Source organism: Serratia sp. CY84636, assembly GCF_052166245.1.
Classification (GTDB): Bacteria; Pseudomonadota; Gammaproteobacteria; order Enterobacterales; family Enterobacteriaceae; genus Serratia; species Serratia nevei.
In genome coordinates this window covers 106,192-131,364 of record NZ_JBJNOX010000002.1, presented here as the reverse complement: position 1 = coordinate 131,364, position 25,173 = coordinate 106,192, and the positions used below count along the sequence as shown (strand labels likewise).

The window sequence follows — 25,173 nt, the reverse complement described above, 5'->3', positions numbered from 1 at the left end:
TGATGAGCATTCAAGATGACGGCGTTTATCTGATCGACGGCACGCGCACGGCGATCGGCACCTATGGTGGCAGCCTGGCGCATACCCGCCCCGACGACATGGCGGCAACGATCATTCGCAGTCTGCTGCAGCGCCATCCGGCGGCGGAAACGAGCCTGGACGAAGTGGTTCTGGGCTGCGCCAACCAGGCCGGCGAGGACAACCGCAATGTCGCCCGCATGGCGGCGCTGCTTGCCGGACTGGATCCGTCGGTGCCGGCCATCACCCTCAACCGCCTTTGCGCCTCCGGGTTGGATGCCGTGATCTACGCCGCGGCAAAAATCCGCAGCGGCCTTAGCGAACTGATTCTGGCCGGCGGCGTGGAAAGCATGAGCCGCGCGCCCTATGTGCTGAGCAAGAGCGAAACGCCGTTCGATAAGGGGGTAAAGCTGTACGACACCACGCTGGGATGGCGCTTTGTTAATCCGCGGCTGGCGGAGCGCTACGGCAGCGATCCGCTCGGCATCACGGCAGAAAACGTGGCTCAACGGCAGCATATCTCACGCGAGGAACAGGATCTGTTCGCGCTGGCCTCGCAGCAAAAGGCTCGCCGGGCGATCGACAGCGGCCGGCTGGCACGGGAAATCACGCCCGTAGACGTGCCGGCGGATCGTAAAACGACCCGCATATTCGCGCAGGACGAGTTTCCCCGGCTCAGCACGCTGCAACAGTTGCAGACGCTGAAACCGGCGTTCTCCGCCGGCGGTACAGTCACGGCAGGCAACGCTTCCGGCATCAACGACGGCGCCGCCGTGCTGCTGCTGGCTTCCGGGCGCTACGTGAAGCGTCAGGGGTGGCAACCTCTGGCGGAGATCGGCGACAGCACGGCCGCCGGGGTTGAACCGGCGCTGATGGGGCTGGGGCCGATCGCCTCCACCGAGCGCTTACTGCAGCGCGGCGGGTTCACCTTGAACGACTTCGACATCATCGAGATTAACGAAGCGTTCGCCTCACAGGTCCTAGCGGCGCTGAAACACTGGCGTATCGACGCCAACGACGCGCGGGTTAACCCGAACGGCGGCGCCATCGCGCTCGGTCATCCGTTGGGGATGTCCGGTGCGCGCCTGGTGCTGTCGGCGGCGCTGGAATTACGCGACCGACAGGCGAGCAACGCATTGGTGACGATGTGCGTCGGCGTCGGCCAGGGTCTGTCACTAAACCTTAAAGCCGTTTAACACAAGGAATATGCTATGAGCGTACTGAACATTCTTGAAGAAAAGCTGGCGGAAACCAAAAAACAGGGGCGTTTTCGCGAGTTCCTCAACCTTGAACGCGGCGTACAGGACAAACCCTGGGCCACCAGCCACGGACACCAAGGTGAGCGCCGTCTCAACGTCTGGTGCTCGAACGACTATCTGGCGATGAGCCACCACCCCAAAGTGCTGCTGGCCACCACCGAAGCGGTTAACCGGGTCGGGTTGGGCACCTGCGGCGCCCGCAGCATTTCCGGCACCTCGGTCTACCACAGCGAGCTGGAAACGCTGCTGGCCAGCGCTTACGGCAAAGAATCGGCTCTGCTGTTCACTACCGGTTTCGGCGCCAACGACGCCACCTTGTCCACCCTGTGCGACGCCATTCCCGATCTGATCGTATTCTCCGACGAGCTGAATCACGCCTCGATGATTTACGGTATCCGCTACAGCAAGGCGGAGAAAAAGATCTTCCGCCACAACGATGTGGCACACCTCGCCGAGCTGCTGCAGGCCGCCGATCCGGCGCGGCCAAAGCTGATCGCCTTCGAGTCGCTGTATTCCATGGACGGTGACTTCGCTCCCTTGGCACAGATCGTGGCGCTGGCGGAACAGTATCAGGCGCTGACCTATCTCGACGAGATCCACTCCGCCGGCGTCTATGGCGAACGAGGGCTGGGCTACGCCGAACAGCTGGGCCTGCTGGATAAAATCACCATTATTCAGGGCGGTTTCGGCAAGTCTTACGGTGCGGCGGGCGGCTATATCGCCGCCCCCCGCTCGGTGGTGGAGGCGGTGCGCAGCTGGGCCCCGGCATTCGTCTTCAGCACCTCGTCACCGGCGCCGGTGGTGGCCGCCGCGCTAGCCAGTTTTAAATACAACCTCGAGCATGACACCCAGCGCAAGCACCTGCTGGCGATCGTCGATCACCTGAAAACCGGCCTGCGCGCCGCCGGCATTCCGCTGGTGTCGGCCGACAGCCATATCCTGCCGCTGCGGGTCGGCGATCCGCACCGCAACAAACACATCAGCAAAGTACTGCTCGATGAGCATGATATTTACGTGCAGCCGGTCAATGCGCCGACGGTGCCCGCAGGCAGCGAGCGGCTGCGGGTAACGCCAACCTCGGCGCACTCCCATGCCGACGTGGAGACGTTCCTGGCGGCGCTGGGACGGGTCTGGGCAGCGAACGATCTGCGGAGGGCAGGATGAAGTTAGCGGATTATAACGGCCATCTGGTCACGCTCTGTCTAATGGCGACCGGCACGTTCGCCATCGGCACCGACGCCTTTATCGTCGCCGGCGTGCTCAGTGACATTTCCGATACCTTTGCCGTCAGCCCCGCGCAAGCGGGGCAGTTGATATCGGTATTCGCGCTGGCTTATATGCTGTTCTCGCCACTGACCGCCTGGCTGCTCGGCAACGTCAACCGCAAGCATATCCTACAGTTGGCGCTGGTGCTGTTCATCGCCGGCAATTTGGCCTGCGCCTGGGCCACCAGCTACCTGCAGATCTCGTTCGGCAGAGTGCTGGCCGCATTGGGTGCAGCCTGTTACACGCCGCAGGCCGCCGCCGCCGCAGTGGGGCTGGTGGCGGAAAAACGCCGCGGCCTGGCCATTTCCATCGTCTATGGGGGCATGACGTTGGCTATTGCGCTCGGTATTCCATTCGGTACCTTTCTCGCCAAACTGATCGGCTGGCGTGAAATATTCCTGTTCATCGCCCTGTTGGGGGCAATTGCGCTGCTGGGCCTTTCGCTGGCGCTGCGCGCCATTGCGCCACCGGGCAAGCATTCGCTGAAAGAGCGGCTCGCCCCGCTGCGGCAAAAGGCGGTGCTGACTACGCTGCTGATCACCTTTTTTGCCGTTTGCTCGGAACACATCGTCTATAGCTACGTCAGCGTCTTGCTGAAAAACACCCAGTTCGGCCCGCAGGCGATTCTGCCCCTCGCGCTGCTGGTGTTCGGCATTGGCGCGGTAATCGGCAATTTTGCCTCCGGTGCGTTAACCGATGCCCTCGGCAGCAAGTTTGTGCTGCTATTTTCCGTGGCGTTCCAGACGCTGTCCCTGTTTCTGCTGGCCTTTTATGTCACTTCCCCCTGGTGGGTACTGGCCATCTTCCTGGTCTGGGGCATTACCGGCTGGATGTATCTGGTGCCGATCCAACATCACCTGTTGTCGCTGTCGAAACGCTTTGGCGCACTGACCGTGTCGCTCAACAGCTCGGTGCTGTACGCCGGCATCGCGGCGGGCGGCATGCTGGGCGGCCTGACGCTCTACGCGCTGCCGGCCCATTACCTGCCGCTGTTTTCGCTGCCGCTCGGCGCCATCGCCCTGCTGCTGACGCTGCTGTTTTTCCGGGGAGAGACCAACAATGAATGAAGCCCTCCCGGTGCTTTATGAGCGCCATGGCGAGCTGGTTGCGGTCATCACCCTCAATCGGCCGGAAAAAAAGAACGCCATCAACCTGCAGATGGCCGAGCTGATCCGCACCTACCTGCGGCAGGCAGATAACGATGACTCGGTGCGCGCGATCGTCCTGGCCGGTCAACCGGCGGTATTTTCCGCCGGCATGGATATCAACGCCTTTCATCAGGGTGAACTGCCCATTGTCACGCCGGAGGGGTTTGGCGGGCTGATCCATGCACAGATCGCCAAGGTGATCATCGCCGCCGTTGATGGCATCGCTTGCGGAGGTGGCTTTGAGCTCGCCCTGGCCTGCGATCTGATCGTCGCCGGCCAGGGCGCACGCTTCAGCTTCCCCGAAACCGGGCTCGGATTGGTCGCCGCACAAGGCGGGTGCGCGCGCTTGCCGGCGCGAGTTTCTCCCTATGTCGCACTCGACTGGCTGCTGACCGGCAGAATCGTCGATGCGCAGGAGGCGTTATCACACGGCGCCATTTCCCGTATCAGCGAGGGAACGGCCCGGGAAGAAGCACTGCGCATCGCCGAACAGATCGCCGGAAAAGATCTTGCCGCCAGCCAAACGGTTAAGGCCATCGTGCGCCAGGGGCTGGCACGACAGGAAGCTCCCTCATTCGATTTTCAACAAGGCCCGGTCGAGCGCCTGCGTCAGGCTGCCGCCCGCCGATAATCCCCCTGCCGGTTCGCCTGAACCGGCATTTCCGCTTTTCCGCCACAGCTCATTTTACGCAGCCCACCTCTCGGCGCTGGGCTACACTGCCGGTAGCCCTAATGCGCTGATAAGGAAAAACAATGCGCCCTTTGCCTCTGCAGACTCCCAGGCTGATCCTGCGCCCGTTCACGGCCGACGATCTGCCCCATTTTACCGCCTACCGCAGCCACCCCGACGTGGCGCGCTATCAAAGCTGGAGCGACTACGACACCGCCGATGCGCAGGCCTTTTTCGAACGGCAGCGGCGGCTCGAGTTCAACCGTGACGACAGCTGGTTTCAACTGGCGGTCGAGCGCCGCGAAGACGGCGCGTTGCTGGGCGATGTCGCGGTGCATTTCTTCGATGCGGGGCGCCAGGCTGAACTGGGCGTGACCTTCGCGCCCAGCCATCAGCGGCAAGGGATGGCGCACGAGGCGCTGAACGCCGTCATCGCCCTGCTGTTCGGGCCGCTGGCGAAGCACCGCATTACCGCAGTGGTGGACGCGCGTAATCTTGGCGCCGCCGCGCTGTTCGGCAAGCTGGGTTTTCGGCGCGAGGCCCATTGGCGGCAAAACGTGTTTTTTAAAGGCGCGTGGGGCGACGAATTCGGTTTCGCTCTGCTGCAAAGTGAATGGCGGGAGAATGCAAAGCATGGCGCTGCTGAATAAATACCTTGGGCAATACCAGTTCTCGGAGCGGCATGCCATCACCATCGCCGCGCCGTCGGCCCGGATACTGGCGGCCGTGGCCGCTTACGATCCCAAGCACGATCGCTTTTTCCGCAGCATGATAGCGCTGCGCGAATTGCCCGCACGGCTGATGCCACGCGATAAACCCAGCCCACCGCCGTTTGGCCTGCATAACTTTTGCCTGCTTGAGCAAGATGACAACGCGTTGGTCTATGGCCTGATCGGCCGATTTTGGCAGGCTGAATACGGTCTGGAGCATGTCGCTGACGGGGCGGGCTTTCTGGCCTTCGCTCAGCCCGGCGTCGCCAAACTCGCGCTGGGCTATGTTGTGAGTCCTCTCGAGGGCGGGCGCTGTCGTCTGGTGACGGAAACGCGCATCTTTTGCCCCGACGACGCCAGCCGGCGGCGGTTTATTCCCTATTGGTATACTATTCGCCTGGTGAGCGGGTTGATACGGCGCCGTATGTTGCACGCCATCAAAACCGCCAGCGAAGCCCCCACCTAATACATTCATTTAGTGAATGCGTTTAGGAGCATTCTCAGAGCATGCCTCAAGTAATAAGGTTATTTTTTAACCACTACAAAATGCATTGAGAAGCCATTAGCCCCGCCCCCCTGCGGGGCTTTTTTCATCTAGTCATCGTTCACCTCGGGAAATGCCTGCATAAACAGGAAGGTGCAAGGCTTGCGCTGATAGTGGTTGATCTGCGGTACCAGCCGAGTGAAATGCTCAGTCTGGCAATGCACATCCAGGGCGGCGCGATCCGGCCAGCTTTCGATAAAAATAAAATGCCCGGGGTCCTGCTGGTCGATGCACAGTTCATAACTGATGCACAGCGGTTCTTGACGGGTTTTCTCCACCAGCTCGCGATACCATGGCATAACGGTTTCAATGTGTTCCGGCTGGATAAAGTCTTCAGCGATGACCTTCAGCATGTTGCGCTCCTGCATTCTGTTTTGCCGTGCCTCACCTTATCGTCCTCACTCCCGAGATGAAAGCACCCTACTCCAGGCCTATCGCCGGGTTGCCAATTCGGTGATAGCGCACACAGATCTCGATCAAAGCGCTTGAACCTACCCTGGCCCTGTGTGAACTTCCGGTTAACAAAAAAGCAACACACCATTCACCATGGTGATGTCTGCACCCCCCTGCCGACCCGATACGCGGCGTTTTTTTCGCCCTTAAAGGCCTGACCATTAGTCCTTTAGACCTTTAAGGATCGCGAAAAGAAACCGTGGTTACCGTCGTGTTGAGGGCAACGGCATCAGGACGGTCCTGTGACCGACGCTTGTCATTCTCAGAAGAGAGGTTAACGCCAGTGAATCACACCACCTATGCCGCTCCTGCGCTCAACGTCGCCATTCGTAAAACCTGGCGCAGGCTGGTGCCATTGATGTTCGCCATGTACTTTATCGCCTTTATCGACAGGGTTAACGTCGGCTTTGCCAAGGACGCGATGGCCATCGATATCGCGCTGTCGCAATCCGCCTTCGCATTGGGTGCCGGGATATTTTTTGCTGCCTATGCGCTGTTCGGCATCCCGGCCAACCTGCTGATGAATCGCTGGGGCGCCAAACGCTGGCTCAGCGCCACCACTGCGCTGTGGGGGGCGCTGTCGGCCTGCACCGGGCTGGTGACTAACGAACAGCAGTTTATCGTCCTGCGGTTTCTGCTGGGGATCGCCGAGGCCGGGTTTTACCCCGGCATCCTGCTGCTCGCGTCGATCTATTTTCCCAATAAGGTGCGCGCCTCGGTCATTGGCATTTTCGTGCTCGGCGTGCCGGCGGCCCTGACGCTCGGCTCCCCGCTGTCGGGGGCATTGCTGGAGATGCACGGCGTACTGGGTAAGCCCGGCTGGTTCTGGATGTTCGTGCTGGAAGGGTTGCCGGCCGTCGCCCTCGGCGTCTTCGCCTTTTTCTATCTCGACGATAGCCCGCAGCAGGCCCGCTTTCTGACTGAGGAAGAGCGCACGGCGCTGGTCGCACAGTTGGCCGCCGAACAGCAGCAGACCGAAACCAGCAGCGTCAAAGCGGCGATGAGAAGCGGCAAAGTTTGGCATCTGGCGTTGATCTACGGCACCCTGCAGATCGGCGTGTACGGCCTGATGTTTTTCCTGCCTTCGCAGGTCGCCTCGCTGATGGGCACCCATCTCGGCTTCAAGGCCTCGCTGGTGGCCGCCATTCCCTGGGCGTTCTCTGCGCTGGGCGTCTATTTCCTGCCGCGCTTTGCCGACAGAAACACCGCCAGAAGACTACCGATCGCCGTCGCCTGCATGGTCGCGGCGGCGTTAGGGCTGGTGGTCTCTTCCTATGCCGGTCCTTTGCTCGCTATCGCCGCCTTGAGCTGTTGTGCAGTCAGTTTCCTGGCGGTACAGCCGATTTTCTGGACGTTTCCCGCTCAGGTGCTTACCGGCCCGGCGCTGGCGGCCGGCATCGGCTTTTGCACCACGCTCGGCGCGGCGTTCAGCTTTTTAGCTCCGCTTATCCGCACCGAGGCGGAACAGCGTTTTCACAGCCCGCATGCCGGGCCGCTGGTGCTGGCCGCCTTTGCACTGCTGTGCGCCGCGCTGTTGTGGGCGCTCAAAAACCGGCGCGCCGACGTGAGCAAGCAAGACGCAAAGATTGCCGGATAGCGGCGCGTTATTTAGCCATTATTGAACCTGCGGATGGGACACTGGCATTCAGCCTCCTCGCCCACAGGTGTTAAATGGATGAATTGACGCACATTATCGCCAAATACAGCCCGGAGCCGGAGATGTTGCTGCTGCTGATTTTCCTGTTTGCGCTGGGTAAATCCGTGATCTTCGTTTCCTCCGTCCTGCCGCCCGCCTCGGTCACGCTGCTGATGGGCATCGTTGCGGGCAAGCACGCGCTGCCTGTCGGCACCGTTTGGGCGGCCATCGCCTTCGGCGCCGCGCTGGGATCGATCTTGTCATTCCACTGCGGCGCGCTGCTATGCCGCCGCGATCTTGGCAGCCGGCTACCGGCGCGTTTTCATGCTCCGCTGCACAAAGCCCAGCGCGCCCTGCAAAAGCGCGGGTTGCCATTGCTGTTCGCCTCGCGTTTTCTGGCGGTAATGCGCTATACCGTACCGCTGATGGCCGGCATGCTGAAGCTGCCGCTGGGGCGCGTCTATGCCACCGCCGCACTCTCGGCCGCCGCCTGGGCGCTGATCTTGATGTCGGCTGCGCATTTATTCCCCGCATCTTGACCTGAAAGATTCTTGGGCAAATGACCGCCCCATGCGCCGACGTTGCGCCAGCGCACAGCCTCTCTTGCCGTATAAACTGCCGTGCAACACCGCAGTTTGCGCCAGATCACCTTTCTGAACATCAGTCGAAAAATGCGAATTTTTTTGCAGAATGCGCGCTTAAAACGGCGCAATGCGGGAAGAAACGGAGAAAAGCCTGGGCGTAACACGCTGATTTGGTTGGTGGGTCGTATAGGGTTCGAACCTGTGACCCATTGATTAAGAGTCAACTGCTCTACCGACTGAGCTAACGACCCAACGAGATAAATTGTCCTCCTCGCCAATGCCGCTGTCAAACGCTTACACTCATTACTTTTTCTCATGCGAATTTTACAACCCTTTGTTTAATCAACGAGATAAGCCGCATAAGGTCTATTAATCCCACCTTTTGAAGAGTAATCTTCCGCTCCCTGAACGTCCGATTTGCCTCCTCCGTGTAAAGATTGATCGACTTTTATCCCGCGTATAAATGTTGTAAACATGTTGCACAAAGGTGGCGTTATTGCACTACCTTACTAAAGCCGGGCCAACCGGATAAATGTATAAAAAAGAGCCACTTCAGAGCTCGCGACTTCACTAATGACAGGTAAAACAGGACATCATCAGATGGTAGATCACTCTAAAATAGCGACTGACGCGACGCCCGCTTCAGAAGATCATCTACGGCGAAACCTCACTAACCGACATATTCAACTGATCGCCATCGGCGGCGCCATCGGCACCGGTCTGTTTATGGGCTCAGGTAAAACCATCAGCCTGGCCGGCCCTTCGATCATCTTCGTGTACATGATCATCGGCTTTATGCTGTTCTTCGTGATGCGCGCCATGGGCGAGCTGCTGCTGTCCAATCTGGAATACAAATCGTTCAGCGATTTCGCTGCGGATCTGCTCGGCCCGTGGGCCGGTTTCTTCACCGGCTGGACCTACTGGTTCTGCTGGGTGGTCACCGGCATCGCCGACGTCGTAGCGATTACCGCCTACGCCCAGTTCTGGTTCCCCGGGTTGTCGCAATGGATCGCTTCGCTGCTGTGCGTACTGTTGCTGCTCGGCCTTAACCTGGCGACGGTGAAGATGTTCGGCGAAATGGAATTCTGGTTTGCGATGATCAAAATCGTCGCCATCGTCGGGCTGATCGTCGCCGGGCTGGTGATGATCGCCATGCAGTTCCAGTCGCCGACCGGCACCGTGGCCTCATTCACCCATCTGTGGAATGACGGCGGCATGTTCCCGAAAGGCATCAGCGGCTTCTTCGCCGGCTTCCAGATTGCGGTATTCGCCTTCGTCGGCATTGAGCTGGTGGGCACCACCGCCGCAGAAACCAAGGATCCGGAGAAATCGCTGCCGCGCGCCATCAACTCGATTCCGATCCGCATCATCATGTTCTACGTGTTCTCCCTGATCGTCATCATGTCGGTGACGCCGTGGAGCTCCGTGGTGCCGGACAAGAGCCCGTTCGTTGAACTGTTCGTGCTGATCGGCCTGCCTGCCGCGGCCAGCGTGATCAACTTCGTGGTGCTGACCTCCGCCGCCTCCTCCGCCAACAGCGGCGTGTTCTCCACCAGCCGCATGCTGTTCGGGCTGGCGCAGGAAGGCGACGCGCCAAAATCGTTCGCCAATCTGTCCAAGCGCGCGGTGCCGGCCAACGGCCTCACCTTCTCCTGCATCTGCCTGCTGGGCGGCGTGGTGCTGATTTACCTGATCCCGAACGTGATGACGGTCTTCACCCTGGTGACCACCGTATCGGCGATTCTGTTCATGTTCGTTTGGACCATCATCCTGTGCTCGTATCTGGTCTACCGTAAACAGCGCCCGGCGCTGCACCAGAAATCGATCTACAAGATGCCGGCCGGCAAACTGATGTGCTGGGTGTGCATGGCGTTCTTCGTGTTCGTGCTGGTGCTGCTGTCGCTGCGCGAAGACACCCGCCAGGCGTTGATCGTCACCCCGCTGTGGTTCATCGTGCTCGGCCTGTCTTACGTGTTCCTGCGCAAGAAGAAAACCGCATGATGCAAAAAGGGGCGGATATCTCCGCCCCTTTTTTCCTTCTAAGCCTCCGCGCTAATCCGCTTCCGTCGCCACCGCCGCTTTATCCTTGCGCCGCACGCGCAGCTCGCTGACCACCACCCCAATCACGATCAACGCGCCCCCCAATAACGCCACGCCCGGCAAACGCTCGCCGGCCAACCGCCCGACGATGCCCGCCCAGACCGGTTCGCCGGCGTAAATCACCGTGGCCCGCGTCGGCGAAACGCTGCGCTGCGCCCAGTTCATGGTCAACTGAATCAAGGCGCTGGCCAGCCCCAGCCCAATGGCGCTGTACAGCAGATAATCCGAATACGGCGGCGGCGACTCGCCGGTCGGCGCCATCATTAAAAATGAGGTCAGCGAGGCGGTCGCCAGCTGCACGATGGTCACCCGGCGGATATTCACCTTACCGGCGAAGGCGCCGATCAGAATGATCTCTGCCGCCATCCCCAGGGTGCCGGCCAGCGTCAGAATTTCGCCGAGGCTCAGCGTCATGTCGGTGCTGCTCGGCGCCGCCAGCAGCATCAGGCCGGTAAAGGCCAGCAGAATGCCGATCCACGACATGATGCCGGGGAACCGCCCCAGCACCAGCCATTGCAACAGTGGCACGATCGGCACGTACATGGCGGTGATAAACGCCGATTGGCTGCTGGTGATGGTCTGCAGGCCGACGGTTTGCATACTGTAACCAAACATAATCGCCAGCCCAATCAGCCCGCCCGCCTTCAGTTCATACAGGGTCAGGCCGCGCAACACGCGCAGCGAAAACAGGGTCAGCGCCAGCGTCGCGGTGGCGAAACGCAGGCCGACGAAAAAGAACGGCCCGCTGACCTGCATCGCGTGATGCACCGCCAAAAAGGTGCCGCCCCAGATCATGGTGATGAAAATCAACACCGCTTCCGGCAGCCTGATTTGCGGAACCACGGCGGAAATAAAGGATTTTTTTGCTGCTGACACCGGCTTGCCCTTCCTGCTGAGTGCAATATAATGCACAGATCCTGCCAGTATGAGATAAAGTCCGGCGATGAGCAATACGGCGCATAACGCAAAAACCGATCCCCCCAAGGTGCTGCAGTACCTGAGCAGCAATCTGCGCGGCTACCGCCAACAGGCGGGCCTGAGCCAAATGGCGCTGGCCGAGCTTTCCGGCGTCAGCCGCCGCATGTTGGCGGGCATCGAGGCCGGCGATCGCAACGTCAGCCTGGCGGTGCTCGACAAGATCGCCGCCGCCCTGGCGATTTCCTTTACCGACCTGATCCAGGCACCGGAGGCGCGCGGCAGCCATATGGTCGGGGAATTGGCCTGGCAAGGCGCGCAGCCGGGCAGCCAGGCGCTGTTCGCCGCCAGCGTACCGGCGCGGCAGCGGGCCGAGCTGTGGGAATGGACGCTGATGCCGGGCGAGCGCTATGACTCTGCGCCGGACGCCGAAGGCTGGAGCGAAATGATCTACGTGATTGCCGGTACCCTGACGCTGGAGCTGGAACAAGATACGCTGACGCTCACCGCCGGCGCCGCGCAAACCTTCAACAGCGATCAACGCTACGCTTACGCCAACCACGGCGACCTGCCCCTGCGTTTTATCCGCAACGTCGCCTTCTGACCGCCCGCCGGCCCGCACCGGCGGCGGATGTCGTGTCGCTGTCGTGCCGCTGTCGTGGCGCCGCCACCGCGCTCGCCCTACACTGAATGACAGTGACAGCGAACTCAGGAGTGCATCATGCAAAAGTACCGCATCAGGCCATTACGTCTGGAAAAAGGCTGGTCGCAGGAGCAGCTGGCGACGATCGCCGGCCTCAGCACCCGCACCGTCCAGCGGATTGAAAACGGTGAACAGGCCAGCCTGGAAACCTTGACCGCGATCGCTGCCGCGCTGGGCGTGCAGGTCAGCGATCTCAATGCGCAGCCGCAACAGGCAATGGAGGAGGAGACGCCTGACGAACAGCGCATTCGTCGCCAGGTCGCGGCAGAAGGCAAACTGCTGAGCATGGCGGTGCGTTTCGCCGTGATTGGCGTGATGTTGTTCGCCATCAACTGGTTTACCCATCCGCAATATCTCTGGTCGCTGTGGGCTATCGGCGGCATGAGCCTCGCGCTGGTCATGCGGGCGGTTCGTACCCTGCTGCTGCGCAATGTCTTCAGCCGCTGGCAGGAACAGCGGCTGGCGCACAAGCTGCGGCGCTTGCCCTGAATCCGCCATTCGACAAAACCAAATTCGTCATTCGCTTCTATGCTTATCAAGGGTTTTTGTTAATCATCTGAGCGGGAGTTCGGAACATGACGAAAGTGTTGGTGCTTTATTACTCAATGTACGGCCATATCGAACACCTGGCGCAGGCGGTGGCCGAAGGCGCGAATCGGGTTAACGGCGTGGACGTGACGATTAAACGCGTGCCGGAAACCATGACGCCGGAGGCCTTTGCCAAAGCAGGGGGCAAACAACATCAGCAGGCGCCGGTCGCCAGCCCGCAGGAGCTGGCGGACTATGACGGCATTATCTTCGGCACGCCGACCCGCTTCGGCAATATGGCCGGGCAGATGCGCACCTTCCTCGATCAGACCGGCGGCCTGTGGGCTTCCGGCGCGTTGTACGGCAAGGTAGGCAGCGTCTTCTCTTCCACCGGCACCGGCGGCGGCCAGGAACACACCATCAGTTCCACCTGGACCACGCTGGCGCACCACGGTTTCATCATCGTGCCGATCGGCTATGCCACGCCAGAGCTGTTTGACGTTTCGCAGGTACGCGGCGGCACCCCGTATGGCGCCACCACCATCGCCGGCGCCGACGGTTCGCGGCAACCGAGCAACGAAGAGTTGACCATTGCCCGCTATCAGGGCGAGCACGTGGCAAAAATCACCGCCAAGCTGAAAAGTTAAGCACCCTCCTGCGCCTGTGATTCAAAGGGCCGCGCATTCGCACGGCCCCATCTTGTTGCCGACCCGCCGCAAGGTTAGAATGCCCCTCCCCCGGCCATTCAGCGTCTGAAGGCCAGGCCCGAATTCGTTCTGCCCGTCGCTTGTCAGCCTTAGGCGCGAGGACGGGCGTTCTGTTTTTTGCGCACAGCGAAGGGAATAAGTCAGTGTCTAAAGATTTTGATGAACTAATAAGAGACATGGATCTTATTATTGAAAATGTAGACAGCTTCAAGGCTCTGGCTCCGCGCGCGCCCGAGCCGGCTCCGGCCCCGCCGCCGCCGGTTCATCACTACGACTCGTTCTGCGAGAACATCGCGCTGAAAGTGGTCTTGAAGGTGCTGCTGTCTTCGGTGGACAAGATAGTCAAAGTGCAGATCGCCAACAAGGTCGAGCAAGAGATCGCCCAGATCGAACAGCAAGTGGTGCGCGCCGGCGGCGGCCCGGTGTCGCCGGACGATCTGGCGCAAATGACGCACTATGTGCGCCGCACGGTCAACGACCTGCTGGAATAACCCCCTTTGAAACGGCGTCTGTTGGACGCCGTTTTCATTTCTGCCGCATTTCACGTACGGCTTGGCTGTACCATGACTGACACATTCACAACATGAATATGTTGCATTGTTGTATTCGTTTCACTGCGATAAGTTTAATTCACTGTAAATATATACAGTATTTTTTAACTTATTGAGGATATGAATATGCGCTTTAACAACAAGATGTTGGCCCTGGCCGCCCTGCTGTTCGCCGCTCAGGCGTCGGCCGACACGCTCGAATCCATCGACAACTGCGCGGTCGGCTGCCCGACCGGCGGCAGCAGCAACGTGTCTATCGTGCGTCATGCTTATACGTTGAACAACAACAGCACCACCAAGTTCGCCAACTGGGTGGCCTATCACATCACCAAAGACACGCCGGCCAGCGGCAAGACGCGCAACTGGAAAACCGATCCGGCGCTCAACCCGGCGGACACGTTAGCGCCCGCCGATTACACCGGCGCCAATGCGGCGCTGAAGGTCGATCGCGGTCATCAGGCGCCGCTGGCTTCGCTGGCGGGCGTTTCCGACTGGGAATCGCTGAACTACCTGTCCAACATCACGCCGCAAAAGTCCGATCTTAACCAGGGCGCCTGGGCGCGGCTGGAAGATCAGGAACGCAAGCTGATCGATCGCGCCGATATCTCCTCGGTCTATACCGTGACCGGGCCGCTGTATGAACGCGATATGGGCAAACTGCCGGGCACCCAGAAAGCGCACACCATCCCCAGCGCCTACTGGAAGGTGATTTTCATCAACAACAGCCCGGTGGTAAACCACTATGCCGCCTTCCTGTTCGATCAAAACACGCCGAAGGGCGCCGATTTCTGCCAATTCCGCGTGACGGTGGACGAGATCGAGAAGCGTACCGGCCTGATCATCTGGGCCGGTCTGCCGGACGACGTACAGGCCTCGCTGAAGAGCAAGCCCGGCGTCCTGCCGGAATTGATGGGCTGCAAAAACTGACGAAAAAACCCGCCGAGGCGGGTTTATTTTTCATCCGGGCGCCGGCGGTTTATTCCGTCAGCGCCTTTTGCGCGGCGGCCAACTCACGCTGCCGGGGCGACGCCACCGCGTGATCGCGCGCCAACAGTGTGTACACCGTCGGCAGCACGAACAGGGTAAACAGCGTGCCCACCAGCATGCCGGACACGATCACCAGCCCCAGACCGAAGCGGCTGGCGGCACCGGCGCCGCTGGCGAACAGCAGCGGGATCAAGCCGAACACCATCGCCCCGGTGGTCATCAGCACCGGCCGCAGGCGAATTTGCGCCGCCTGCAAAATCGCGGTGCGCCGCGTCAACCCCTGATGCATCTGCAGTTCGTTGGCGAACTCCACCATCAGAATACCGTGCTTGCTAATCAGCCCTATCAGGGTCACCAGCCCGACCTGGGTATAAATATTCATCGTGGCGTAACCCAGCGCCAGCGGCAATAAGGCGCCGCAGATCGACAGCGGCACGGTGATGAGGATGATCAGCGGATCCTTCAGGCTCTCATACTGCGCCGCCAGCACCAGGTAGATGATCACCAACGCCGCCAGGAACGCGAACGCCAGCGCGCTGCCTTCCTGGGTATATTGGCGCGAATCCCCCTGCCAGTCGTGGCTAAATTCGGCCGGCAGCGCATTGGCCTGCCGCTCGAGGAAGGCGACCGCTTCGCCCATCGAAACGCCGGGGGCGGGGATGGCCTGCAGGGTGGCGGCGTTCTGCTGGTTAAACTGGGTCAGCTTGTTCGGCTCGACCTTAACGGCCACCGACACCACGGTGGAGAGCGGCACCAGCGTATTGTCCTGCGTGCGAACGAACTGCCGCGCCAGCGCCTGCGGCGTCAGCCGCTGTTCACGCAGGCTCTGCGGGATCACGTCATAGGCGCGCCCGTCCATGCCGAAGCGGTTGAGGTAGTTCTCCCCCACCAGCACCGCCAGCGATTCGCCGATATCGCTCATGCGGATCCCGAGGCTGTTGGCCTTGGCGCGGTCGATATGCACCTCCGCCAGCGGGTTGTTGTAGTCCAGATCGCTGTCCACCACCATAAACAGGCCGCTGTTTCTGGCATTCTGCTTCACCTCTTCCAGGGTGCGATACAGCTGCGGGTAGTCCTGCGGCGTGCGCAGCACCATCTGCACCGGCAGCCCGCCGGTGGAGCCCGGCAGCGCGGGCAGTTGGAAGGCGAAAATGCTGGTGCCTTCGACGTCGTTCACCGCCCGTTGCAGATCGGCCTGCACCGTCGACGCCGAGCGCTGGCGCGCCTGCCACAGCGTCAGGTTGATGCCGCCGATGCCGGACGCGGTGCCGTCGCTGCCGTTGATGATCCAGCGGCTTTCGGTTTCCGGCATGCGGTTGTAAACCTCGTCCAGCTTGTACGCAAAACGCTCGACATAGTTCAGGTTGGCGTGCTGTGGCGCCTTGATGGCGGTCAGTACGATGGCCTGATCCTCGGTCGGCGCCAGCTCGCGCTGCGGCATCAGGTACAGCAGCGGCAGGCTGATCATCACCAGCAGCGCCAGCGCGCCGGTCACCCAACGGTGGTGCAGCGAGAAATCCAGCGCGCGCGCATAGCGCCGCGTCAGGCCGCCGAAGAACCACTCGGCGGCGCGCGCCACGCGCCCTTCGCTCTGTTTGGCCGGCAGTAGAAGAGAACTCATTACCGGCGACAGCGTCAGCGCCACCACACCGGACACCACCACCGCGCCGGCCAGCGTCAGCGCGAACTCGCGAAACAGCGCGCCGGTCAGCCCGCCCATCAGGCCGATCGGCGCGTAGACCGCCGCCAGCGTCAGGGTCATGGCGATCACCGGCCCCGCCACTTCGCGCGCGCCGATCATCGCCGCCGCCAGCGGCGTTTTCCCCTCTTCGATATGGCGATGCACGTTCTCCACCACCACGATGGCGTCGTCAACCACCAGACCGATCGCCAAAACCATCGCCAGCAGCGTCAGCAAATTGACGCTGAAGCCGAAGGCCAGCATCAGCCCGGCAGCGCCAAGGATCGACAGCGGAATGGTCACCACCGGGATCAGCACGGTGCGCAGCGACCCCAGACACAGGTAGATCACCGCCACCACGATCGCCAGCGCTTCGAGCAGGGTATGCACCACTTCATCGATCGAGGCCTGGATAAAACGTGCGGTTTCGAACGCCAGCGCCATCTTCACGCCCGGCGGCTGCATCTTGTCAATTGCCGGCATCAGGTGACGAATGCCGTCGACGATCACCAGCGGGTTGCCGGTCGGCGTAGGGAAGACGCCGAGAAACACCGCCGGTTCGCCATCCATCAGCGCGCTGGTTTCCGTGGCTGCGGCGCCCAGCTCCACGGTGCCGACGTCTTTCAGGCGCACCAGGCCGTTGCCGTCGTTGCGCACCACCAGATTACGAAACTCCTCCACGCTGGTGAGATCGGTATTCACCCGCACGTTGGCAACCACATACTGCCCTTTCACCTTGCCCGGCGCCGCCTGGTAATTGTTGCGCCGCACCGCGTCGGCCACGTCGGCGGCGGTCAGGCCGCGGCCGGCCAGCCGATCGCTGTCCAGCCACAGGCGCATCGCCATTTTTTGCCCGCCGAACACTTCCACCTTGGCGACGCCGTCGATAGTGGTGAACATCGGCTCCACCACCCGCGTCAGGTATTCGCTCAGCGCCGGCGTGGACAGCGTTTTACTGGAAAAGCCGACATAGGCGACGGCGGTAGCTTCACCGGCGGAGCGCTCAATCACCGGATCGTAAGCCTGCTCCGGCAGCTTGTAGCGCACCTGGTTGACCTTGGCCATCACTTCGGTCAAGGCCTGGGTCGAATCGCGGTTCAGCGCCATGCGCACCGTCACCACGCTGCGCCCCTGCACCGACGAGGATGAAAGGTAGTCAACGCCCTCGACGGACGACACCGCCTGGGCGATCGGCTGCGTGACAAAGCCCTGCATCAGCTCGGACGACGCACCGGGATAGTCGGTGCTGATGGTGATGGTGGAGTTTTCCAACAGCGGGTATTGACGGATCGGCAGTTGGCTGAGCGCCAGCGCGCCGAACAGCAGGATCAGGGTGCTGACCACCAGCGCCAGCACCGGCCGGCGCACGAACAGATCGGTAAATGTCATCGGTCTCTCCTCAAGAACCAGCCTGGGTGGCGTTCAACGTATCCTGCGCCACCGGCTCGGCCGCCATGCCGTCGCTCAGCTTGAGCTGGCCCGAGGTCACCACCCGATCGCCTTCCTGCAGGCCGCTGACGATCTCGACGCGCCCGTCGTTGCGCTCACCCACGGCGACCGAAACGCGTTTGACCGTCATGCCCTTTTCATCCTGCTGCGCCAGGAACACGGTATCGCCGTAGGCCGTGTAGGTCAGCGCCGTTTCCGGCACCGTCAACACCGCCACGCGCTGCTGCTGCGTGACGCGAATGCCGGCGTACATGCCGGCCTTCAGCAACCCCTGGCGGTTGGTCAACGTCGCCTGCACCTGCACGGTGCGGGATTTGCCGATCATCGGGTCGATAGCGGTAATGGCGGCAGGGAAAGCGCGATCGGGATACGCCCCAACCTGCACCGACACCGCCTGCCCCAGCGCCAGCCCGGCGCTGCTTTGTTCGTCCAGCGAGAAGTTGACGCGCAGCGTATCGGCGTCCACCAGGTTCGCCACCGCGTCGGCGGCGTTGAGGTATTGCCCTTCATGCACGCGGCGAATGCCGATGGTGCCGGCGAACGGCGCGCGGATCGCCTTTTGCGCGATTTTGGCCTGCGTTTCCTGCACCGCACCGAGCGCCATATCCCGTTCGGCCAGCGCATCATCCAGCTGTTGCCGCGCGGTGGCGTTGAGGTTCATCAGCTTGCGCATGCGCGCCAACAGCAGATCGGCATTGCGCAATTGCGCCTGCAGGCGCACCAGCTCAGCCTGCTCGACCGCATCGTTGAGCTGCACCAGCAGTTGCCCCTGCCGCACCGTTTGGCCGGATTCGAACAGAATGCGCGTGATGCGGCCGCTGGTCTCCGCCGCCACTGCCACCTGGCTGGCCGCCTCCAGCTCGCCCACGCCGGCGTAACTGCGCGCCGCCTGTTCACGCAGGGCGGGCGCCAGCGCCACTTTCACCGGCGGATAGGCCGGCGCGCCTTCGTTTTGCCGCGCGGTGGATCGCATCGCAACGGCGGCGACGGCGAGCGCCGCCAGCAGCGCGGCAATAATGAGGTTTCGTTTCATCATGTAACGGTTTCTTCCTGATTTTACAGCCAAAGCCATCCTTCCCCCGACGCAGCGCAGGCAGGTGACGAGAGATGCCGGTTGCCAAGCCCGGCTGGCTGCACTATAAAACCTCAGGTTAACTTGAGGTCAAGCTGAGGCACGTGGAATGGCAAGAAATGAACCGATTGACACCTATCGGCTATTGACCGTGGGGGAAGTGGCGAAGCGCAGCGGCGTGACGGTATCCGCGCTGCACTTTTACGAAAGCAAGGGGCTGATTCAGGCAACGCGCAACGCCGGTAACCAGCGCCGCTACACGCCGGTGGTGTTGCGCTACATCGCGGTGATCAAAATCGCGCAAAGCGCGGGCATTCCGCTGGAGGAGATCCGCGCCACGCTGGGCCGCTTTCCTGCCGGCAGCAAGCTGAACGCCGAACAATGGGGAATTTTGTCCTCCGCCTGGCGCAAAACGCTGGATGAGCGCATTCAGCGGCTGACGGTGCTGCGCGACCATCTCGACAGCTGCATCGGCTGCGGCTGCCTGTCGCTCACCGACTGCCCGCTGCGCAACCCAAACGATATTTTGGGCCAACAGGGCGCTGGCGCGCATATTTTCGAACGCCCAGGCTAACACGGGTGAACAGGTGTTCTTCCTGCGGCCCAACGCTCCCTGTGGGATAGCGATTAAACTCGCTCATCCGCAGCCAAAATGAACTGATGAAAACGTTCAATCTCCAGCTTACGCATGGCATTCATTTTATGTTGGCTGACGGTTTTCTCGGAAATGCCTAATGCTTTGGCAATACGAGTATTGGGTTTACCCGCCAACAGCATGGCCAATACCGCAATCTCTCTCGACGACAGACGCTGCCCTTTGGCGCTTGCAACAAACGACGTGATGGCCTCCGTGAACGCGACCAACCCGATGTTTTTTTTTAGGCAATTAAAATTCGACAGGCGCGGCGTTTCCACACCGGTCAGCACGATAGCATGGTCAGGTCTGTCTATAATATGCGACAAAAAATTCATAATCCGGCAGATAGAAGAAAAAGAAACAATAACCATATCCGCATGACAATAAACGGCATGCATTCTACCACCGGCGGGTGAATAGAGATTAATGACCTCAATACCCTCAAAAGGTATCAAGAGCTGCGACATCCCATAAAATAAATAGTAATCGTCGGAAAAAATAGCCACTTGCATAAAGTCATTCCGTTGCCATTCGTGATGGGCCGTTTTTTAGACAGCCCATGAAAGCGATGTTAGTTAATCGGTGTTGGTTAACTTACTTCAGAGAAGTACATAATGAGCTCAACAACCCGGACAACGATGAAAGATAAAAATCATCCAGATACATAACACCTTCTTCACTGTATTTTACATTATTCTCTAAAATTTCATGAATACCCTCTACCGCACATACGGCATCCTTCCAGACGACACGCTGGCCAAATGGCGAAATACCTAGATATTGCGCATTCTGGCGGAATCCAACGACGAAATCGTGCAGTATATCGAGAATGATCAGCACCTCCCCCCTACTTATACTTTGTTTTAATTGGACTTTATCAAAAAATACGCGAAGTGTGTTCTGTAAGGAGAATAGGTTTTTGAACAAACCTCCGGCAATGTCCTTCGGTGTTTTCACACTGGTTGATATGACAAAAGGAAGTTCACCGTGTTGCGAAATATATTGATAGAGTCCATTTATCGCCGTCGTCGGTTTAATATCCAAACCGCGAAGAATTACGTCAACCTCATCTTTTAGCGACTTTTCCACCTTAACACCGATCTGGATTTGTTCCGTCATACAGTTCATCCTCAACATAGAGATCCTGATTAAAAACCAATATTATTCAAATAATAATATTTGCCATCAATTACCATGTTAAGATTTTTCTTATTCGTATCAACCTGTTTTTTATTATTAAAAATAACAGAAGATTTATTTATATATAATATTAAGCGTGGCGGATGTGTTAATCGTCCCGCTGCTCAGGGTAACCTTGTCGTAAGGATAATAATAGGCCGCCATGCCGATGGAAAATTGCGCATCTAACGCATTACCGACGCCAACATGAAATAATGATGTCGCCGAGCCTTGTACCGTGTTGGAAAGCGCTAACATAACGGGCGCATCTGGTGTTTTAGCATTCACCAGTCGAATACCTACACCTCTCGCCGCCCCAGCACTCTTATCAATCAAAACTGAATTATCCGATGACAGCAGGTTGTTGCTGGATAAAAACATATTGATATCACGATCGGTCTTCCCGTCATTTTGTCGATTCTGACAGCTGAAATTGAGCGTAAAAGGCGTCAGCCCATTTTGCACGCCCTGAGTTATCTGGGACACTCCCAGCGTCGGCAGTTTCACCGCCAAGCCGGCGTTGTCGAAAGAACAGGTCGTCATTTTAGGCGCATATTTGATAGTCATCGGCTGCCCGTACATGTCGCGCTGATCGTAAGGCCAGTTGAAACCGTTGAGCAGCCAGGTCAAAATCTTCAGCAACTGCTTGGCCGGCCATAAAATGATCTCCAGCAACGACATTCCGCTCAGATCGGTCACGAACATCACGTCCTTAAGGCTGACGGTATCGCCGGGTATCGATGTGCCTGTCTTGCTGACCAGACTGAAGCGAATATTCATCGGCTCATTCAATTCCGAGGCGTTGTGCGTTCCCCAGCCACTGAGTTTCTTGTTAGCGACATCGTTGATTATCTCTGCGCGCACCCAATACTTTCCATTACTGAACCCCAGAATGGTCGCTTTCGAGCTATCGGTTGACAGGATCCGGGTATAGCCGAATTCGCTGCTTGAGGTTGAACAGCTAAATGAACCACTGTATTGCGTATAAAAACTGCCTTCCCAGACCGGTGTCTTGGCGCTGAGCTTATCTGACAAGTCGACGTAGATAGGCGGCGCATATTGGATGCCGTTGCCGTAACATGAAGCGTAACTGTAACCGCTGAACACTAAGGACAGCGTCAGTGCGAGTATCCTGAGCATGGTGTAATTATCCTTTTATCGACAAATGTTGGCTGCGCTGTCCATCGAGATTTGCGGGCGTTCAATCTTGCAGATACCGTCATTCAGCCTGACTTCCAGCGACGTGGGTTGCTGTTCCACACGCAGATACAGGACGCTGGCCTGCCCGACAAAGCCAATGGCATGTCCGCTTTGATCCGCCACCTCCGCACCAAATGGCAAGGGCACATCGCCATGTTTAAAGGCGCGAAGCGTATAAGGCCGACGCTGATCGGTTTCGAATCTCAAATAGTTGACGGCGCCGGCATAAGGCACGCTGTTGGCGATATTGCCGACGATCTCCGCCCCGGAGCTATTGCCGGAATCCGACAACGTTACGGAGTTTTGCCGGTAAGGCGTCGCGTACGGCACCAAAGCCAATCCCTCGTCGTTAGTGACAATACTTTCGTCACCGTTCACCATCAGCCCTTTGGCTTTAGGCGCGTCCACCACCATCATGGTGTTACCCATTTCGTTTGACGCCAGCAAATGCCAAGGGATCGCCACCAGGCTGCCGCGGGCGCTCATACCCAATTGTCGATAGTCAGAGGATTCGCTGTAGGAGCCGCCGACGGTCGTCGCGTTGGCGCGATAGGCAGCATTCACACTCGCCATGCTGTTGCCACCGCTTTGATTACTGCCGGCAAGCGCATAACTCAGTCGGTTCGATTCCAGCGCATTACCGCTCAGGCTCAGCGTGCTTTGTTGATAATGTGAATCGGTAGCCGACAAGCCGGTGCTGAGATAGGCATTATTGTCGAATATCGACAGCGGCACGCTTAGCGAAAGATAAAATCGCGTCTCCTCTTTTCGATCGGAGTTTCTTACCCTGCTGGCGGAAACGTTATAGCTGATACGTTCAAAGGCGTTTGAATACCCCAGTTGATATTCCCGGCTTTTATTAGTATCCGACCAGTAATCACGCTGGGTGCCGGAAAAATACAGCGTTCCCCATCCCTCACCGAGCCGTTGATTAAGGTTCAGATTGAAGGTATTGCGCGGACGAGCGGCGCGAACGGCATCCCAAGTATTCAAATCCAGCGGTGTAAGCTCATCGTCATCTTGGCTGTTCCAGTAGTCATGGAAGCGTTTGTCGCGTTCTCGGTAACCTTGATGGGTATAGATGGCATCGTTGAAACTGTAATAACCTTTAGTCGAATAACGGTAAGCGGCCAGCGTGAAGTTGGTCGCGGTGGCATCCAGAAATTTGCTGTAGGCAATGCGAAAACTTTGCCCATCCTCTGTGCGATCCTGCAAAGACGTCGAAGCTTGAGTCACATCGACGGATACCGCGCCGATCGGCAAGTTCCAGCCACTGCCAAGCAGCCAGGCGCGGTAATCCTCACTGAGGATCGTGCCGGCATAACCGGTGACCAGATTATTGAATCCATACTGCAGCGTGCCCTGAACGAAAGCGGGAGAGTAGTCGGTATTTGCCTGATTGACTTTACCGGCAACCAGGCCGTATTTGCTGACGCCCTGCTTCAACATATTGGGTACGGCGGAAAACGGTACGGTAAAGGACTGCTCTCGCCCGTTCGCTTCCTTGACCACCACCAGCAGATCACCCGCGGAACCGGTAGGCAAGATGTTGTCCAACGTAAAGGCGCCCGGCGGGACGTTCTCCTGATAGATAAGGTTGCCGTTTTGTAGCACTTTCACCAAGGCGTTGCTCTGTGCGACACCCCGCACTATCGGAGAAAACCCCTGCTGTGAATTGGGGCGCATATTGATATCAGACGCTAGGGCGCCGCCCCGTACCCGGATAGAGTCGAATAAATCGCCCGGCGAGTAAAAATCGCCCATGGTCAAGTTTGATTTGATGGCAGCGAAGCCACGCTGCACATAGCGAGTATTATTTTGCCAATCGCTACCTTGCCGAGAACTGCTACGGAAATTGCTGCTGTCTCTGAATTGCCAGCCCGCAAGGTTGAATCCAGACTCCAGGCCGGTATAAAAATCGTCCGCAGACGCTTTATCGCCCTGCAACGATTGCACGTGATAATAGGTAGCGTTATAAGCCAACAACAGCGCCGGTACGCCACGATCCCAAAATTTAGCGTCAACATAGCCGGCTTCTGCGCGAATGACCCGCGACTGGGGCACCGTCAACTTCAGGCTAAGCGTCGCCACTTCAAAATCGAAACGCCCCCCTTGCACCAACTTATCAATGGGAATAAGGTCGTTGTCCGCAACGGCGGGCAATGCGTCCAGATCGATGCCCAATAAAGCGGCATCGCGACCGGCAATGCGAATATCGCCTTGGTGCTCGCCGAACAGCAGCGAGAATCGGCCTTTCCAGCTTTGGTTGACATAAACGTCGACAGTCTGGGTTCCCGCCGGCATATCATTGTTGAGGTAAAATCGCGACAGGTCTGACTCTCGGGATGCTCCTGCCAATAAAGAGGTGTCAAATTTCATTGCCGATGCTTTATTCGGCGAGAGGAATGCAGATACGGTCAGTATCGAAAGCAATTTTATTTTAAGCTTCATTGCTATTCTTCACGTTAGCGGGCAGTAATGGCTTTGGATTTATAAGCCCCCAGGTCATCGATATACAGCAGGGTATAAGGGACGTTTCGGCTCACTCTAGACTTCGTCGCGGCAAATAGGCTGGAAAATGGCGCGACCATCACTGAATCGACCAACAGGTTTTTCTTGTCTTTCTGGTCAACATTGGCCAACGTAAAAAAATAAGGGCTTTTGTTGATAACCTTAAATCCCGATCCTGCCGCCTGTAACTCAATAAAATCCGTAATGGCATTAGCGTTGCTGCTTAACCCAGCCGGACGATAAAATAACTTGATGCGCGATTTTATGGCTAACTGCAGCGTATTGACCCCCTGCAAATTCTCCGGCGTAGGTGGAATATCTAACACATTCAAATAAAATACAGACTCACGATCGCCAGGAAGCGCGGCACCTATTTTCTGTATACGCAATTGCTGGCCATTATTTCCAGCCACTTTCACCACCGGTGGCGATAACAAGAACGGTACGTTTGCCGTCTCAGGCGTCGAGTTTATATCACCGTCATCAATCCATGCCTGCACGAGCGCCGGATCGTTGCCGTTGTTCACCAACTGAACGATAACATCTTTATTTTTTTCGGGATAAATAACACGCGTTCCATTAATTACAATATTGGCATCGGCGAAAAAGCTGCTGAAAAATAGCCCAACAAAGATTAAGCATTGTTTCATAGTCACCTCAGAAGC

Annotated in this window: 24 protein-coding genes and 1 tRNA gene; 15 read left to right on the top strand and 10 right to left on the bottom strand. The window is 58.6% G+C overall.

Translation table 11 applies throughout. The features are described from left to right. Positions 1–2 precede the first annotated feature (2 nt). The 6 genes from ACJ8QI_RS04990 (at position 3) to ACJ8QI_RS04965 (ending at position 5,537) form a co-directional block, all read left to right on the top strand. Positions 3–1,214 carry an acetyl-CoA C-acyltransferase gene (locus tag ACJ8QI_RS04990; protein ID WP_060440241.1) on the top strand — a complete coding sequence of 404 codons (1,212 nt, stop codon included), beginning with the start codon at positions 3–5 and terminating at the stop codon, positions 1,212–1,214. Between the two features lie 15 nt (positions 1,215–1,229). Then, the gene (hemA, locus tag ACJ8QI_RS04985) at positions 1,230–2,441 is read left to right on the top strand and encodes a 5-aminolevulinate synthase (RefSeq protein WP_060440242.1); all 1,212 of its coding nucleotides are present in this window, start codon (positions 1,230–1,232) and stop codon (positions 2,439–2,441) included. Further along, the gene (locus ACJ8QI_RS04980) at positions 2,438–3,610 is read left to right on the top strand and encodes an MFS transporter (RefSeq protein ID WP_442532159.1); all 1,173 of its coding nucleotides are present in this window, start codon (positions 2,438–2,440) and stop codon (positions 3,608–3,610) included. The genes hemA and ACJ8QI_RS04980 overlap by 4 nt, the downstream gene beginning before the upstream one ends. Continuing rightward, positions 3,603–4,322, top strand: coding sequence for an enoyl-CoA hydratase-related protein (locus ACJ8QI_RS04975; protein ID WP_149572207.1), 720 nt, complete (start codon positions 3,603–3,605; stop codon positions 4,320–4,322). The genes ACJ8QI_RS04980 and ACJ8QI_RS04975 overlap by 8 nt, the downstream gene beginning before the upstream one ends. Positions 4,323–4,444: 122 nt before the next feature. After that, positions 4,445–5,011 (top strand): GNAT family N-acetyltransferase, encoded by a 567-nt coding sequence (locus ACJ8QI_RS04970; protein ID WP_442532158.1) that lies wholly within the window; start codon positions 4,445–4,447, stop codon positions 5,009–5,011. Then, on the top strand, positions 4,995–5,537 hold the full coding sequence (locus ACJ8QI_RS04965) for a hypothetical protein (protein ID WP_169318246.1): 543 nt from the start codon (positions 4,995–4,997) through the stop codon (positions 5,535–5,537). Before ACJ8QI_RS04970 ends, ACJ8QI_RS04965 begins: the two co-directional genes overlap by 17 nt. 128 nt (positions 5,538–5,665) lie before the next feature. Here the strand turns inward: ACJ8QI_RS04965 and ACJ8QI_RS04960 are convergent, their stop codons facing one another. Next, entirely contained in the window at positions 5,666–5,968 is a 303-nt protein-coding gene (locus tag ACJ8QI_RS04960; protein WP_087762370.1) for a putative quinol monooxygenase, read from the bottom strand. Between the two features lie 383 nt (positions 5,969–6,351). Here ACJ8QI_RS04960 and ACJ8QI_RS04955 point away from each other — a divergent pair, with 383 nt between their 5' ends. Then, positions 6,352–7,665 carry an MFS transporter gene (locus ACJ8QI_RS04955; RefSeq protein ID WP_087762294.1) on the top strand — a complete coding sequence of 438 codons (1,314 nt, stop codon included), beginning with the start codon at positions 6,352–6,354 and terminating at the stop codon, positions 7,663–7,665. A 74-nt stretch (positions 7,666–7,739) separates the two neighbouring features. After that, positions 7,740–8,243, top strand: coding sequence for a DedA family protein (locus tag ACJ8QI_RS04950; protein ID WP_442532157.1), 504 nt, complete (start codon positions 7,740–7,742; stop codon positions 8,241–8,243). 220 nt (positions 8,244–8,463) lie between these two features. Here ACJ8QI_RS04950 and ACJ8QI_RS04945 read toward each other — a convergent pair. Next, positions 8,464–8,539 (bottom strand) — tRNA-Lys (locus tag ACJ8QI_RS04945). A 349-nt stretch (positions 8,540–8,888) separates the two neighbouring features. Between ACJ8QI_RS04945 and cycA the strand changes: the two genes are divergently transcribed. Continuing rightward, positions 8,889–10,289 (top strand): D-serine/D-alanine/glycine transporter, encoded by a 1,401-nt coding sequence (cycA, locus tag ACJ8QI_RS04940; protein WP_197652030.1) that lies wholly within the window; start codon positions 8,889–8,891, stop codon positions 10,287–10,289. Between the two features lie 51 nt (positions 10,290–10,340). Here the strand turns inward: cycA and ACJ8QI_RS04935 are convergent, their stop codons facing one another. Beyond that, entirely contained in the window at positions 10,341–11,264 is a 924-nt protein-coding gene (locus ACJ8QI_RS04935; RefSeq protein WP_049201628.1) for a DMT family transporter, read from the bottom strand. A gap of 67 nt (positions 11,265–11,331) precedes the next feature. Here ACJ8QI_RS04935 and ACJ8QI_RS04930 point away from each other — a divergent pair, with 67 nt between their 5' ends. From ACJ8QI_RS04930 to ACJ8QI_RS04910, 5 genes are all read left to right on the top strand, one after another. Beyond that, positions 11,332–11,907, top strand: a complete 576-nt coding sequence (locus ACJ8QI_RS04930; RefSeq protein ID WP_060440248.1) for a helix-turn-helix domain-containing protein — start codon at positions 11,332–11,334, stop codon at positions 11,905–11,907. Positions 11,908–12,024: 117 nt separating this feature from the next. Further along, positions 12,025–12,495 (top strand): helix-turn-helix domain-containing protein, encoded by a 471-nt coding sequence (locus tag ACJ8QI_RS04925; protein WP_049272896.1) that lies wholly within the window; start codon positions 12,025–12,027, stop codon positions 12,493–12,495. A gap of 86 nt (positions 12,496–12,581) precedes the next feature. Beyond that, positions 12,582–13,181, top strand: coding sequence for an NAD(P)H:quinone oxidoreductase (wrbA, locus tag ACJ8QI_RS04920; RefSeq protein WP_049201633.1), 600 nt, complete (start codon positions 12,582–12,584; stop codon positions 13,179–13,181). A 236-nt stretch (positions 13,182–13,417) separates the two neighbouring features. Continuing rightward, positions 13,418–13,732 carry a hypothetical protein gene (locus tag ACJ8QI_RS04915; RefSeq protein WP_016928271.1) on the top strand — a complete coding sequence of 105 codons (315 nt, stop codon included), beginning with the start codon at positions 13,418–13,420 and terminating at the stop codon, positions 13,730–13,732. A 186-nt stretch (positions 13,733–13,918) separates the two neighbouring features. Then, positions 13,919–14,719: a DNA/RNA non-specific endonuclease gene (locus tag ACJ8QI_RS04910; RefSeq protein WP_442532156.1), complete on the top strand. Its 801-nt coding sequence runs from the start codon at positions 13,919–13,921 to the stop codon at positions 14,717–14,719. 49 nt (positions 14,720–14,768) lie between these two features. On the opposite strand, the gene ACJ8QI_RS04905 is transcribed toward ACJ8QI_RS04910, so the two are convergent. Together ACJ8QI_RS04905 and ACJ8QI_RS04900 are read right to left on the bottom strand one after the other, a co-directional pair. After that, positions 14,769–17,849, bottom strand: coding sequence for a MexW/MexI family multidrug efflux RND transporter permease subunit (locus tag ACJ8QI_RS04905; RefSeq protein ID WP_442532155.1), 3,081 nt, complete (start codon positions 17,847–17,849; stop codon positions 14,769–14,771). 10 nt (positions 17,850–17,859) lie between these two features. Then, on the bottom strand, positions 17,860–18,945 hold the full coding sequence (locus tag ACJ8QI_RS04900; RefSeq protein WP_442532154.1) for an efflux RND transporter periplasmic adaptor subunit: 1,086 nt from the start codon (positions 18,943–18,945) through the stop codon (positions 17,860–17,862). 145 nt (positions 18,946–19,090) lie between these two features. Here ACJ8QI_RS04900 and soxR point away from each other — a divergent pair, with 145 nt between their 5' ends. After that, entirely contained in the window at positions 19,091–19,555 is a 465-nt protein-coding gene (gene soxR / locus ACJ8QI_RS04895; RefSeq protein ID WP_442532153.1) for a redox-sensitive transcriptional activator SoxR, read from the top strand. A gap of 53 nt (positions 19,556–19,608) precedes the next feature. Here the strand turns inward: soxR and ACJ8QI_RS04890 are convergent, their stop codons facing one another. The 5 genes from ACJ8QI_RS04890 to ACJ8QI_RS04870 form a co-directional block, all read right to left on the bottom strand. Beyond that, complete coding sequence (locus tag ACJ8QI_RS04890) at positions 19,609–20,130, bottom strand: helix-turn-helix domain-containing protein (protein WP_089185781.1); 522 nt, start codon at positions 20,128–20,130, stop codon at positions 19,609–19,611. Between the two features lie 82 nt (positions 20,131–20,212). Further along, complete coding sequence (locus ACJ8QI_RS04885) at positions 20,213–20,737, bottom strand: hypothetical protein (RefSeq protein WP_145958023.1); 525 nt, start codon at positions 20,735–20,737, stop codon at positions 20,213–20,215. 135 nt (positions 20,738–20,872) lie between these two features. Then, complete coding sequence (locus ACJ8QI_RS04880; protein WP_084826470.1) at positions 20,873–21,937, bottom strand: fimbrial protein; 1,065 nt, start codon at positions 21,935–21,937, stop codon at positions 20,873–20,875. Positions 21,938–21,952: 15 nt separating this feature from the next. Continuing rightward, on the bottom strand, positions 21,953–24,448 hold the full coding sequence (locus tag ACJ8QI_RS04875; RefSeq protein ID WP_197785567.1) for a fimbria/pilus outer membrane usher protein: 2,496 nt from the start codon (positions 24,446–24,448) through the stop codon (positions 21,953–21,955). 14 nt (positions 24,449–24,462) lie between these two features. Next, positions 24,463–25,158 (bottom strand): fimbrial biogenesis chaperone, encoded by a 696-nt coding sequence (locus ACJ8QI_RS04870; RefSeq protein ID WP_442532152.1) that lies wholly within the window; start codon positions 25,156–25,158, stop codon positions 24,463–24,465. Between the last annotated feature and the right edge of the window lie 15 nt (positions 25,159–25,173).